The sequence below is a fragment of the Vibrio sp. NC2 genome (assembly GCF_025195005.1).
In the GTDB taxonomy this organism is placed as follows: Bacteria; Pseudomonadota; Gammaproteobacteria; order Enterobacterales; family Vibrionaceae; genus Vibrio; species Vibrio splendidus.
On the sequence record NZ_JANVFC010000005.1, the window covers coordinates 58649 to 71702 of the forward strand.

Sequence of the window (13054 nt, forward strand, 5' to 3'; positions counted from 1 at the left end):
ATAAACCTATTGTTCAGCTGATTCGACGGGCTTTGCCGTTTCCGTAGAACTTGGATCTATTTCGACGTTCTTGATGTTGTATTGTTTCTCAAGCTCTTTCACTTGAACATTTTCTAGCGCATCTAGATCCATGCTATCAGCTGCGATGTTCGCTTTTAGTCGAGCCATTTGACGAAGGATTTGACTTGTTGCAAGCTTACGCATCTCATCTTCGATCATGTCGCGCTCAACAGATTTTGCTAATGCAGTTAACGGGTTGTCTAGGTAACTACGGGTTACGCTCGTTGAGAATGTCTTTGAGCCTAACTCAGGAATCGTGACGCGGTATGATGCGTTGAGCGTCAGTTCTTTTTCTGCTGCACGAGTATTCTGGTAAAGGGATAGAGTTCGCTCACTAACGCTTTCGCTAATAATATGTAAATTAGGGGTGTTTTCTGCAGGCGGTACGATTTCTACATCATTCATACGTAGCTGACCTTTCATCATACGTGTAAACGTACTGTATTGGTCGTAGCTGGTCACAGAGATCTTGTTGAGTTCTTCTGGTACAGAATAGTCACCACGTAAGTGGAAACCACAGGCACTCAGTAGGCTAACGGTTAAAACAACAACAGTAACTTTCAATGAAGATAGTGAAATCAGGCGCATTATTTGATGGCTCTCATGAAGGTAGAATACTTATTTAAAGGCTTTAGAGCTTTCGAATCGTAGGGCTCTGGGTCTAAAGCACTTAAATAAGTAGACAGGGCAATGTCGCACCCTGTCTAAAGACTGCTGAAAACAAAATAAGTTCGCTTCAGCAGTTATATGTGCAGACTAAAACTAGCTCGCTCGTTTTAGCCTGCTGATATTAGTTAGCCAATATTAGTTAGCTACGATGTTTAGAAGCTTACCTGGTACGAAGATAACTTTACGGATAGTTAAGCCATCTAGGAACTTCTTAGCGTTCTCATCGTTTAGACCAAGTTCACGAACTTGCTCTTCTGTCGCGTCAGCTGCAACCGTTAGTTTCGCACGTAGCTTACCGTTGATCATGACAACGATAGTCTTCTCGTCTTCAACTAGCGCTTTCTCGTCAAACGTTGGCCATGTTGCTGAGTCTACGTTTGATTCACCAAGAGCAATCCACATTTCGTAAGAGATGTGTGGAGTCATTGGGTAAAGCATGCGAACCACGGCTTTTAGCGCTTCATCAAGGATTGCACGATCTTGTACAGATTCTTGAGGTGCTTTCGCTAGCTTGTTCATCAGTTCCATGATTGCAGCGATGGCTGTGTTGAACGTTTGGCGACGGCCGATATCGTCCGTTACTTTCGCAATAGTCTTGTGGATATCACGACGAAGTGCTTTCTGGTCACCAGATAGTGCAGAAGCGTCAACAGCTTCAGCTGCACCCTTAGCAGAGTGAGCGTGAACCAGTTTCCAAACACGCTTAAGGAAGCGATTTGCACCTTCAACGCCAGACTCTTGCCACTCAAGCGTCATGTCTGCAGGCGATGCAAACATCATGAATAGGCGTACTGTATCAGCGCCGTACTTGTCTACCATCTCTTGTGGGTCGATACCGTTGTTCTTCGACTTAGACATTTTGATCATGCCTGAGTGCTCAACGTCGCGGCCTTGGTTGTCGACAGCTTTTTCAATGCGACCTTTTGCGTCACGGTCGATAGTCACGTCAGTTGGAGCAATCCACTCTTTCGTGCCTTTCTCGTTCGTGTGATAGAACGCGTCAGCCAGAACCATGCCTTGACATAGAAGCTGCTTGAACGGTTCATCAGATGTCACGTAACCCGCATCGCGAAGAAGCTTGTGGAAGAAACGAGAGTAAAGCAGGTGCATACAAGCGTGCTCGATACCACCAACGTATTGGTCAACTGGCAACCAGTAGTTTGCTTTCTCTGGATCTAGAATGTCATCAGCTTGTGGTGAACAGTAACGTGCGTAGTACCATGAAGACTCCATGAACGTATCGAACGTGTCAGTCTCACGTAGAGCTGGTTCGCCGTTGAATGTTGTTTCAGCCCAAGACTTATCTGCCTTGATTGGGCTAGTTACGCCATCCATTACCACGTCTTCTGGAAGAATGACTGGCAGTTGGTCCGCTGGTACTGGGTGAACTTCACCGTCTTCAGTGGTTACCATTGGGATTGGAGCACCCCAGTAACGCTGACGAGATACACCCCAGTCACGCAGACGGAAGTTTACAGTCTTCTTACCTTTGCCTTCAGCTTCCAGTTTCGCAGCGATTGCATCGAATGCTTCTTGGAACGCAAGACCATCGAACTCGCCAGAATCGAACAGTACACCTTTCTCTGTGTAAGCTGCTTCAGAAACGTCTAGCTCAGAACCATCTTCAGGTTTGATTACTGGGATGATATCGATGCCGTACTTAGTTGCGAATTCGTAGTCACGCTGATCGTGAGCAGGAACCGCCATTACAGCACCTGTGCCGTAATCCATAAGAACGAAGTTAGCTACGTAAACAGGAACAACGCGACCGTTAAGAGGGTGGATAGCCGTTAGGCCAGTATCCATTCCTTTCTTTTCCATCGTTGCAAGTTCAGCTTCAGCCACTTTGGTGTTACGACATTCTTCAACGAATGCTGCAAGCTCAGGGTTGTTCTGTGATGCTTTCTCTGCAAGAGGGTGACCTGCAGCGATACCAACGTAAGAAACACCCATTAGTGTGTCTGGACGTGTTGTGTACACTTCTAGCGGCGCTTCTTCACCGTTAACAGCGAAAGATAGTTCAACACCTTCAGAGCGACCGATCCAGTTGCGCTGCATGGTCTTAACCATTTCAGGCCAACCTTCAAGGTTGTCTAGATCGTCTAGCAGCTCTTGAGCGTACTCAGTGATCTTAATGAACCATTGTGGGATTTTCTTTTGTTCTACCGGAGTGTCACAACGCCAGCAGCAACCGTCTTCTACTTGCTCGTTCGCTAGTACAGTTTGGTCGTTTGGACACCAGTTGACAGAAGATGTCTTCTTGTAAACTAGGCCTTGTTCGTAAAGCTTCGTGAAGAACTCTTGTTCCCAACGGTAGTACTCAGGCGTACACGTTGCGAATTCACGTTTCCAGTCGTAACCAAAGCCTAAAAGTTTAAGCTGGTTTTTCATGTATTCGATGTTTTCGTAAGTCCACGGAGCAGGCGCTGTGTTGTTTTTTACAGCTGCGTTTTCTGCAGGTAGGCCGAATGCATCCCAACCGATTGGCTGCATTACGTTTTTGCCTTGTAGACGTTGGAAACGAGATACCACATCACCGATGGTGTAGTTACGCACGTGACCCATATGCAGTCGACCACTTGGGTACGGGAACATAGAAAGACAGTAGAATTTTTCTTTATTTGGGTCTTCACTTACAACGAAAGTCTCGCTGTCATCCCAGTGTTGTTGAACCTTTTGTTCAATCTCTTGCGGGTTATATTGTTCTTGCATCGATGGTATCCGGTTATCTTGGAATTTGTGAGTTCGGTTAGAACAGAATCTTACAGATCGTCATAGAATACCTAAAGGAGCTTAGTACAACAATAGTTATACCCTTCATACTTGCAGTTGCAGCACGGTTGATTGCGTAAATTCAACCAAATTACTTAGGACAGCTATACTTAAGGGTATGAATTGCATTTGTTTGTTAGGAACTGGTCGCTTAACTACGGCCCTGTTCACTAAGATAAAGCTTGGTCATCTTAAGGAGGTCGTTATGCCGAAGAAAAAAGCACTCTATGAAGAAGTCGTCGAAGAGGTGATAGAAACGCTGAAGCATAGTCCTGAAGAGCTTAACAACAAAATCGAAACGTCAGGTAAGTATGCGAAAGCAGCCAATGACATGACCAAAGATGAGCTCTCATTGATCTCGGCCTATGTGAAGTCGGACTTAAAAGAGTTTTCCGAAAGTTATGAAGAGAGTAAAGGTGGTCCATTTTATTTGATGATCACAGATTCTATTTGGCAAGGATTGTTGGATATCACTGATCGCACTAAGGTGGAATGGGTTGAATTGTTCCAAGACTTAGAACATCAAGGGTTGTATCAAGCGGATGAGGTTATCGGGCTCGGGACGCTTGTCTGTGATGAGTGTGGACATCAAACCGAATACAACCACCCGACCAATATCATTCCATGTATCAAGTGTGGGGCGACAGGGTTTAGCCGTAAAGCACTTAAGCCGTAAACACTTAAGTCATAAACACTATAGCCATAGCACCATCAACTTTACACCGCAGCAATAAAAAAGGGTTGACCCAATCAGCCAACCCTAAAATCACTTTCTTCGAATTTCTAATCTAGCTCTTTGGCTTTCTAATTACCCAGCCAATCACCAAGCTGAGCATCGCCCAGATATACAGTGGCCAAGTACCAACTGCGTGAAAAGGCGTTTGCCCATCAGTTGAAATCAGATCAGCTTTTAATACGGCCGTTTCAAACTGAGGTATTTGCTTGATGATGTTGCCTTTGTAATCGGTTACTGCCGTTACACCATTGTTGGTCGAGCGAATAACGGGCTTACCAAGCTCCAGAGCACGCATCTGTGCGATTTCCATATGTTGCAGTGGGCCAATCGAACGACCAAACCACGCATCGTTAGAGAGCGTTAAAATAAAGTCCGTCTCATCAGTCACGCTTTGTCTAACTTGATCATTAAAGACGATCTCATAACACAACGCAGGCGCTAAGTGACGGCCATTTGCCACGATGTTTGGTTGAACAAAATCGCCACGGCTAAATGATGACATCGGCAAGTTGAAGAACGGTGCCAATGGGCGCAAGATATCTTCAAACGGCACAAACTCACCAAACGGCAATAGATGATGTTTATGGTAGCGTTCGTCTGGATCGTAGCTGTATTCACCGTATGGATTGACACCTAGAGAAAGAACGCTGTTGTAGTACTTCTTATCTTCAGACTGATTGAGTACGCCAGTGATGATTGAGCTGTTGTTCATCTTCGCTGCGCTATCTAAGTTACGTAAGAAAGATGGAATCTCAACTTCGAATGCTGGAATAGCGGCTTCAGGCCAAATGATGATATCGGCATCCCAGTTTTCTCTACTTAGATCTGTGTACTTCATCATCGTAGGCCAGCGGTGGCTTGGTAGCCATTTACTGTCTTGATCGACGTTGCCTTGAATCAATACCACTGAGGTTGTTTTTTCAGGGTTCGGTGTCACCCAATCGATATTTCGAATGCCAAAACCTGTACTGAATACGATCGCAGGGATGATGCCAACACTCCATGCTTTGTTGATAACCATATAAGCGAGTGCAGATGCAGAGACAATGACTGCCAGAGTAATCAACTCGACACCGCCAATCGGTGCAAACGAGCCTAATGGAGAATCGATTTGGCTGTAGCCAAGCCAAAGCCAAGGAAAGCCCGTCATTACCCAACCACGCAGCCAATCACTGATTAACCACAATGCAGGAGCCGCGAGGAAAAAGCGGCTTAGGTTATTAGCAGGGAAGTACTTGTTTAAGCTCCAGGTAAATAGGCCTGAATAAACCGCTAGGTAACCAATGAGCAATGCCATCAAAAACAGGTTGGCTGCCAGTGGCATGCCGCCAAAATGATCGATGCTGACGTATACCCAGCTGATACCTGTTGCGAATTGGCCTAAACCCCATCCGTAGCCAATCCAAAGCGCACTTTTAGGAGAACGGTTGTGGATCAGTAACAGCAACAAAGCTGGGCTGATAATAGCAAGAGGCCATATTGAATATGGAGCGAATGAAAGGGTTGTTATAGCGCCAACAAAAACGGCCGCAAGCGGCCGTAATAGGCGATGAATAAAGGTCTTAGTCATCTAATTTCTGTCATCTCTTTAGAGAGAAGTTGTTATTCTTCGATAGTCGGAAGAGGCTGCTCGTCAGGGATGGTTACCTGTAGCTGAATCACACGACGGTTATCTGCGGATGTTATTTTGAAATGGTAGTTTCCGATTTCTACAATTTCGCCACGAACAGGCAGGTGACCGAGTGCTGTCATTACCATACCACCCACAGTATCGACTTCATCATCACTGAAGGAAGTGTTAAACGTATCGTTGAACTCTTCAATGGTGGTTAAAGCTTTAACCGAATAGGTATGCTTACTCAGCTTACGAATATCTAGCTCTTCTTCATCGTCGAACTCGTCTTCAATTTCACCAACGATTTCTTCGAGGATATCTTCAATGGTTACCAGGCCAGAAACACCGCCAAACTCATCGACAACGATAGACATGTGGTAACGCTCTTCTTGGAACTCCTTGAGCAGGCGATCAACTCGCTTACTTTCAGGAACAACCACGACAGGGCGAATCACTTGTTCGATATCAAATGGGGCACTTTCTGAACCCAAATACTTAAGTAGGTCCTTCGCTAATAGAATGCCTTCAACATGGTCTTTATCTTCACTGATCACTGGGTAGCGAGAGTGTTGAGCATCAGTAATAAGCGCAATCAATGTATCTAAATCATCGGTGCGTTCAACTGTAACCATTTGAGAGCGAGGCAGCATGATATCGCGTACTCGCATCTCTGAAATTTCCATAACACCCTCGAGCATGTCGCGCGTGTCGTGGTCAATTAGGTCATTAATTTCTGAGTCGCGGATTACATCTACGAGCTCTTGGCGATCTTTTACTTCACCTTGAAATAGTTGGCCTAGGCGTTCAAAGAAGGACTTTCTACTCGGACCTTCAGATTTTTTACTTCCCTCAGAAGTGGGGGGGTTACCTTCGTTCATGATTTCTCAAAAAATAACGCTATCAGAAGTGTGATAGCACACGTTACAACTCAGATTCCTGCGAAAATCACAGGTTCGATGAGTTATTGTTTCTCTGCAACCTACTTTACTAGAATCAATTTACTTTTCTAGAATATACGGGTCTTCAAACCCCATAGTTTGCATGATTTCTGTCTCGAGTGACTCCATCTCTTCAGCTTCATCATCTTCGATATGATCATAACCTAGCAGATGCAGACTGCCATGTACAACCATATGAGCCCAGTGTGCTAGCAGAGGCTTATTTTGCTCTTCTGCTTCTTTTTCGACAACTTGGCGGCAGATAATGAGGTCACCCAGTAGATCTAATTCCATTCCTGGTGGTACTTCAAATGGGAAAGACAGCACGTTAGTTGGCTTATCTTTTCCACGGTAGTCATGATTGAGCTGGTGGCTCTCTTCTGTATCAACAATACGAACGGTGAGCTCGGCATTCTCTTGAAACTGAGGAATTGTTTTGTCCAACCAAAGCTGAATATCTTGCTCAGTTGGAAGCCCTTGCTCATTTTCGACCGCTATTTGCAGGTCTAGTTCAATAGACATCTATTTATCACCTTGTTCTGTAATTACAGAGCTATTTTGTGTTGCTAATTGTGTCGTAACGGCTTGCTGAGCTTCAAGAAGTTTGGCTTCACGCTCTTCACGTTTGCGCTTTTCAAACTCTTTGCGCTCTTTCTGATCTTTTGCTTCCCACTTCTCGTACGCATTCACGATACGAGCAACGACAGGGTGGCGAACGACGTCTTCAGACATGAAAAAGTTAAAGCTAATGTCATCCACTTCGTTGAGTACTTCAGTTGCATGACGCAGACCTGACTTAGCTCCACGAGGTAAATCAATTTGCGTAATATCACCTGTGATCACAGCGCGTGAGTTAAAACCGATACGAGTTAAGAACATCTTCATCTGTTCTACTGTGGTGTTTTGGCTCTCATCAAGAATGATAAACGCATCATTTAATGTACGACCACGCATGTAAGCCAGTGGCGCAACTTCAATCACGTTGCGCTCAATTAGTTTCTCAACACGCTCGAAGCCAAGCATCTCAAACAGTGCATCGTAAAGTGGACGCAAATATGGATCTACTTTTTGGCTTAAATCACCCGGTAGGAAACCAAGCTTCTCACCGGCTTCAACAGCAGGGCGAGTCAGCAGAATTCGGCGAACCTCTTGGCGTTCAAGTGCATCGACCGCAGCCGCAACAGCTAAGTATGTTTTACCAGTACCAGCAGGTCCAATACCAAAGGTGATGTCATGTGTAACCATGTTCATTAGGTATTGAGCTTGATTTGGTGTACGTGGTTTGATGACGCCTTTTTTAGTCTTAATGGTCACTTCTTTGCCGTAGTCGATTTCAGACTCGACGTGTTGCTCCAAAATGCCAGACTCAGTGACCGCCAGATGCACTTGCTCTGGTTCGATATCGATTATGTTGCCTTTAACTGGAGCCGTTTCAACATAGAGGTGTTTGATGATGTCTAAAGTTGCGGCAGTTGTGTGAGGCTTACCGACAATGGTGAAAAAGTTGCTACGGTAATTAATCTCTACACCAAGGCGACGCTCAAGGTGCTTGATGTTGTCGTCGAATGGTCCGCATAAACTTGCCAAGCGCTTGTTGTCTGCTGGCTCTAGATTTATCTCTAAGGTAACGATTTTATTGCTCAAATTAGCCTCTCATTTTGTGCCACTCACTCTTAAATAAAAAAAAGAGCAAGAAGCCCGATTTAGACCGGGCTTCTGATGGTGATATCCCTATTTCTAAGATGGTCACTTAGTTAGGTAATTTCAAGCTTTGTGTTTGCGCTTTGTGCTCAAACAGTTGTATTAGCTATGGCGTAAATGTTGCTACACCTAGCTCGTCTTCACGTTTTGTTTTTTCCATCATTTCTGCTGGAGTCATTACAACGCGTAGACCCATGTCTTTTTCTGTGCGAACTAGCTCACCACGTAGTGAGTTGGTGTAAACCTCAGTGATCTTCACATCTACGAACTGTCCGATAAGATCAGCAGAACCTTCGAAGTTCACAACACGGCTGTTTTCAGTACGGCCACGCAGTTCCATTAGATTCTTTCTTGATGGACCTTCAACAAGGATACGCTGCTCTGTACCTAGCATTAGGCGAGAGAAACGCATAGCTTGTGTGTTTACTGTCTGTTGCAGCTCCCACAGGCGATCTTTCTTCTCTTGTGCTGGTACATCACATGGGTAATCTGCAGCAGGTGTACCTGGACGAGGAGAGAAAACAAAGCTGAAGCTCATATCGAAATCAACTTCTTTAATTAGCTTCATTGTATCTTGGAAGTCTTGCTTAGATTCACCAGGGAAACCAACAATAAAGTCAGAGCTGATTTGAATATCAGGACGAGCTTTACGCAGTTTGCGGATAATAGACTTGTACTCGATTGCCGTATGCGGGCGTTTCATCATCGTAAGAATACGGTCACTACCACTTTGTACCGGCAAGTGTAAGAAGCTCACTAGCTCTGGCGTATCTTTGTAAACTTCAATGATGTCATCACCAAATTCAAGCGGGTGGCTTGTAGTGAAACGAATACGGTCGATACCATCGATAGACGCAACTAGGCGAAGTAGTTCTGCAAATGTGCAGATGTCGCCTTCGTAAGTAGGGCCACGGAATGCGTTTACGTTTTGGCCTAGTAGGTTTACTTCACGTACGCCTTGCTCTGCCAGTTGTGCAACTTCGTAGAGTACATCATCCATTGGACGGCTAACTTCTTCCCCACGAGTATATGGAACAACACAGTAAGTACAGTACTTAGAGCAACCTTCCATGATAGAAACGTAGGCTGTTGCGCCGTCTGCTTTAGGTTCCGGCAAGTTATCGAACTTTTCGATCTCAGGGAATGAGATATCCATTACTGGCTTTTCGTTAGACAGTGATGACTTAATCATCTCTGGCAGACGGTGTAATGTTTGTGGGCCAAAGATAACGTCTACGTATGGTGCACGTTGACGAATGTGGTCACCTTCCTGAGTTGCTACACAGCCACCCACACCGATCACCACACCTTCTTTTTTATCTTTAAGCGTTTTCCAACGACCAAGCTGGTGGAATACTTTTTCTTGCGCTTTTTCGCGGATAGAACAAGTATTCAATAGTAGTACGTCTGCTTCCTCAGGTACTTCAGTTAGCTCATAGCCATTTGCAGCGTTAAGCAGGTCGGCCATTTTTGATGAATCGTATTCATTCATCTGACAGCCCCAAGTTTTAATTAGCAGTTTCTTACTCATTATATGTTCGCTCGATCGTTAGTTTAATTTAAGGGAGCAAATCGCCCATTATTCATCCGCCAGCATTGTTTGTCATAATTAGGTATTCAATTTTATGACTGGCTCTAGCGGCAAGCGGCGTATTGTACTGGTTTCAAAACCGACTGACTAGTAGTCTGAACAAATCTCTTATGTAGTGGTTTTTATTATTGTTAACGCCATATACCATAAGGGATAACCCTTTTTTCGAATAAGGTTTTTGGTTACAAGTTAGTTATGAAAAAGTACAATCAAAAACAGTCAAAGAATCAAACTGATAAGTACAAAATATGAACAGTTACGATATTGTGGTAGTCGGTGGCGGCATGGTTGGCGCAGCAACAGCGGTCGGCTTTGCAAAGCAAGGGCTGAGTGTTGCGGTGATCGAAGGTTTTGCCCCACAAGCTTTTGATGAGTCACAAGCGATGGATATTCGTGTGTCTGCGATTTCTCAAGCATCGGTCGATTTACTTGAAGATCTTGGTGCATGGCAAAGTATTGCAGCGATGCGAGTGTGTTCTTACAAGCGTTTAGAAACGTGGGAGCATCCAGAGTGTCGTACTCGATTTGATGCTGCATCACTGGATCTGCCCCGTCTAGGCTATATCGTTGAGAATAGGCTCATTCAACTAGGGTTATGGTCTCAATTTGATGCCTACGACAATCTCGAACTGTTATGCCCAGAAAAGCTGGATGAGATTGAGTTTGGTGAAACCAATATCGTTAAGCTTCAATCAGGAGCTGAGTTATCAGCGAAGTGGGTGGTTGGTGCTGATGGCGCGAATTCAGCCGTTCGTCAGCAAGCTGGGATTGGTATTACCGCTTGGGGTTACCGACAGCACTGTATGCTTATCAATGTCGAAACCGAGCAGCCTCAACAAGATATTACTTGGCAGCAATTCCTACCAAGTGGTCCTCGTTCATTTTTGCCATTATGTTCTCTAACCTCTGACGGTCAAGAAGTCGGGCAGGGGTCGTTGGTTTGGTATGACTCCCCATCACGTATAAAACAATTATCATCGATGAGCCCTGAAAAGCTGCGTAATGAAGTACTCGCTAACTTTCCTAAAGAGCTAGGTGATATCAAGGTATTGAATTCTGGATCTTTTCCTCTGACACGACGTCATGCTCAATCATACTCGAAGAATAATTGCATTTTAGTCGGGGATTCAGCGCATACGATTAACCCTTTAGCAGGGCAGGGCGTCAACTTGGGCTTTAAAGATGTTTCAGTACTATTGGATGTCACCAATGAAAAAGGCGAATTGAATCAATCTGTAGCAAGACGCTATGAAGTGATGAGAAGAAGTGACAACTTAATGATGCAGAGTGGAATGGACTTCTTCTATAAAACCTTCAGTAATGACATTGGCCCTCTAAAGTTTGTCCGCAATGCTGCACTAAAATTAGCGGAAAGCTCAGGGCCGATTAAAGCTCAAGTATTGAAATACGCCTTGGGCCTTTAAAACGGCTAGATCAGGTTATTTATATAGAGAAGGAGAGCCGATGCTCTCCTTTTTTGTTTTTGCTGTAATGCTTATTGTTGCTGAGTGACACAAACTGGTGCATCAAGGTCTAACGAGTACCCTGTATAAACCAAAGACCCATCCTCATTATCTCGCTTGAATGAGGTGATGTTGTTGGAGTGCTGGTTGGCGGCGATAAGCCATTTCCCATCGTCAGTTATATGGAAGTCTCTTGGGAATTTACCTTCAGTGTCGTAGCTATCAATGAAAGTCAGTTTTTGAGCCTCAGAGTCGACACTGAAGCTGCTGATTCTTGATTGGTGTCGACATGACACATAAAGGAATTGTTCATCAGGGGATAGCTTAATCGCAGCTGCGGCTTCTCCCTTCTCCATACTAGGTAAGGCATCAACCTCATCCACTATATTCCAAATACCTAAAGATTTTTCCAAAATTAATATCGTTTCAGAGAGCTCACAGATTACATAGGCTTTGTCTTCAGCTTTGTTGAAGATTAGGTGACGAGTTCCATTTCCTGCGGGCGCTTTAATAGACTGCATTGGCTCATCAAGGAACTCTTCTTGCTCTTCGTCAAAGCAATAGAAGTTGATTCGATCGGTGCCGAGATCGACAGTCACAAACTGTGGTGAGTTTTGTAAGAACAAACATTGATGGGCGTGTGGGCTAGTTTGTCTCTCTTTGTTCGGCCCTGAGCCAACCATCTTGATTGTTTTGAGTCGTTTATCGATGTTGCCATTGATACTTAAGCTAAAGATATCAAATGTACCTGACGAGTATTGGGAAGTGATAGCAAATTTATTGTGTGGATCTATCGCAACGTGGCAGGGGTGATCTCCCGAGATTAGGCCTGTATTGGACGCGATTTGTGAATCAACATTAGGTATATGAATGAGTTTCGGCAGTTTCTTTTGCTCAACCTCAGATGCTGTATAGATTCCAGACTTTGTCGCGGTGACAAAAGAGGGGTTATGACATTCGGCAATAAGCTCTAGAGGTAATAGTTTTCCTGTTTCTAGATCTAACTGAGTTTGATAGACACCTTGGCTTTTACTTGGCGTATCCGTGTAGCAACCGATCGTTAATGGGAGGGTTTTCATAGGTAGTCATACTCAATTAGAAAGTGGAGCAGACATTGTCTTATAAAATCGTATTAAAAGTGAGGTTATAGAAGAGAATACTTGGTGACTTGGCTAGCAGAATTGCATATTCCAGATAAAACAAAACCCAGCTAAAAAGCTGGGTTCTATTCAATGATGGTGCGGTCGGAGAGACTTGAACTCTCACACCTCTCGGCGCCAGAACCTAAATCTGGTGCGTCTACCAATTCCGCCACGACCGCAGCAAATCTTTATAGTTATATCGACATTGGTGATTCGATGTAACGTTGTGCTCTTGGTTTGCTATTTAGCCTAAAAACAAGCTAAGTAAAAACAAAGAGTTTAAATAGTGGCTGGGCTACCTGGATTCGAACCAGGGAATGCTGGCATCAAAAGCCAGTGCCTTACCGCTTGGCGATAGCCCAACAGG

At 44.5% G+C, this 13054-nt stretch carries 10 protein-coding genes and 2 tRNA genes; 2 read left to right on the forward strand and 10 right to left on the reverse strand.

Features of this window, described 5'->3' with window-relative positions:
* Positions 1 to 6: 6 nt before the first annotated feature.
* Together lptE and leuS are read right to left on the reverse strand one after the other, a co-directional pair.
* Positions 7 to 648, reverse strand: coding sequence for an LPS assembly lipoprotein LptE (gene lptE, locus NX845_RS09200; protein ID WP_065682573.1), 642 nt, complete (start codon positions 646 to 648; stop codon positions 7 to 9).
* Between the two features lie 216 nt (positions 649 to 864).
* On the reverse strand, positions 865 to 3441 hold the full coding sequence (gene leuS, locus NX845_RS09205; protein ID WP_004735250.1) for a leucine--tRNA ligase: 2577 nt from the start codon (positions 3439 to 3441) through the stop codon (positions 865 to 867).
* 265 nt (positions 3442 to 3706) lie between these two features.
* Between leuS and NX845_RS09210 the strand changes: the two genes are divergently transcribed.
* Entirely contained in the window at positions 3707 to 4177 is a 471-nt protein-coding gene (locus tag NX845_RS09210; RefSeq protein ID WP_004735251.1) for a zinc ribbon-containing protein, read from the forward strand.
* Positions 4178 to 4289: 112 nt separating this feature from the next.
* Here NX845_RS09210 and lnt read toward each other — a convergent pair whose 3' ends face one another.
* From lnt to miaB, 5 genes are all read right to left on the reverse strand, one after another.
* Positions 4290 to 5807, reverse strand: coding sequence for an apolipoprotein N-acyltransferase (lnt, locus tag NX845_RS09215; RefSeq protein ID WP_065682574.1), 1518 nt, complete (start codon positions 5805 to 5807; stop codon positions 4290 to 4292).
* Between the two features lie 32 nt (positions 5808 to 5839).
* Complete coding sequence (gene corC / locus NX845_RS09220; protein ID WP_004735253.1) at positions 5840 to 6730, reverse strand: CNNM family magnesium/cobalt transport protein CorC; 891 nt, start codon at positions 6728 to 6730, stop codon at positions 5840 to 5842.
* A 120-nt stretch (positions 6731 to 6850) separates the two neighbouring features.
* Positions 6851 to 7312 carry an rRNA maturation RNase YbeY gene (gene ybeY / locus NX845_RS09225; RefSeq protein ID WP_004735254.1) on the reverse strand — a complete coding sequence of 154 codons (462 nt, stop codon included), beginning with the start codon at positions 7310 to 7312 and terminating at the stop codon, positions 6851 to 6853.
* Complete coding sequence (locus NX845_RS09230; RefSeq protein ID WP_260256772.1) at positions 7313 to 8434, reverse strand: PhoH family protein; 1122 nt, start codon at positions 8432 to 8434, stop codon at positions 7313 to 7315. It lies immediately after the preceding gene.
* A gap of 163 nt (positions 8435 to 8597) precedes the next feature.
* On the reverse strand, positions 8598 to 10022 hold the full coding sequence (gene miaB, locus NX845_RS09235) for a tRNA (N6-isopentenyl adenosine(37)-C2)-methylthiotransferase MiaB (RefSeq protein ID WP_004735256.1): 1425 nt from the start codon (positions 10020 to 10022) through the stop codon (positions 8598 to 8600).
* 308 nt (positions 10023 to 10330) lie between these two features.
* Between miaB and NX845_RS09240 the strand changes: the two genes are divergently transcribed.
* Positions 10331 to 11506 (forward strand): 2-octaprenyl-3-methyl-6-methoxy-1,4-benzoquinol hydroxylase, encoded by a 1176-nt coding sequence (locus NX845_RS09240; RefSeq protein ID WP_065682576.1) that lies wholly within the window; start codon positions 10331 to 10333, stop codon positions 11504 to 11506.
* Positions 11507 to 11577: 71 nt separating this feature from the next.
* On the opposite strand, the gene NX845_RS09245 is transcribed toward NX845_RS09240, so the two are convergent.
* From NX845_RS09245 to NX845_RS09255, 3 genes are all read right to left on the reverse strand, one after another.
* Positions 11578 to 12624, reverse strand: coding sequence for a lactonase family protein (locus NX845_RS09245; protein WP_065682577.1), 1047 nt, complete (start codon positions 12622 to 12624; stop codon positions 11578 to 11580).
* Positions 12625 to 12781: 157 nt separating this feature from the next.
* Positions 12782 to 12866, reverse strand: a tRNA-Leu gene (locus NX845_RS09250).
* A gap of 108 nt (positions 12867 to 12974) precedes the next feature.
* Positions 12975 to 13049: transfer RNA gene (locus NX845_RS09255), tRNA-Gln, on the reverse strand.
* Positions 13050 to 13054: the final 5 nt, after the last annotated feature.

What these genes read in the sequence shown, in the direction of transcription:
- lptE (WP_065682573.1), bottom strand. Translation starts at nt 648, where the DNA reads ATGCGCCTGATTTCACTATCTTCATTGAAAGTTACTGTTGTTGTTTTA.
- miaB (WP_004735256.1), bottom strand. Translation starts at nt 10,022, where the DNA reads ATGAGTAAGAAACTGCTAATTAAAACTTGGGGCTGTCAGATGAATGAA.
- NX845_RS09210 (WP_004735251.1), top strand. Translation starts at nt 3,707, where the DNA reads ATGCCGAAGAAAAAAGCACTCTATGAAGAAGTCGTCGAAGAGGTGATA.
- corC (WP_004735253.1), bottom strand. Translation starts at nt 6,730, where the DNA reads ATGAACGAAGGTAACCCCCCCACTTCTGAGGGAAGTAAAAAATCTGAA.
- NX845_RS09245 (WP_065682577.1), bottom strand. Translation starts at nt 12,624, where the DNA reads ATGAAAACCCTCCCATTAACGATCGGTTGCTACACGGATACGCCAAGT.
- leuS (WP_004735250.1), bottom strand. Translation starts at nt 3,441, where the DNA reads ATGCAAGAACAATATAACCCGCAAGAGATTGAACAAAAGGTTCAACAA.
- NX845_RS09240 (WP_065682576.1), top strand. Translation starts at nt 10,331, where the DNA reads ATGAACAGTTACGATATTGTGGTAGTCGGTGGCGGCATGGTTGGCGCA.
- lnt (WP_065682574.1), bottom strand. Translation starts at nt 5,807, where the DNA reads ATGACTAAGACCTTTATTCATCGCCTATTACGGCCGCTTGCGGCCGTT.
- ybeY (WP_004735254.1), bottom strand. Translation starts at nt 7,312, where the DNA reads ATGTCTATTGAACTAGACCTGCAAATAGCGGTCGAAAATGAGCAAGGG.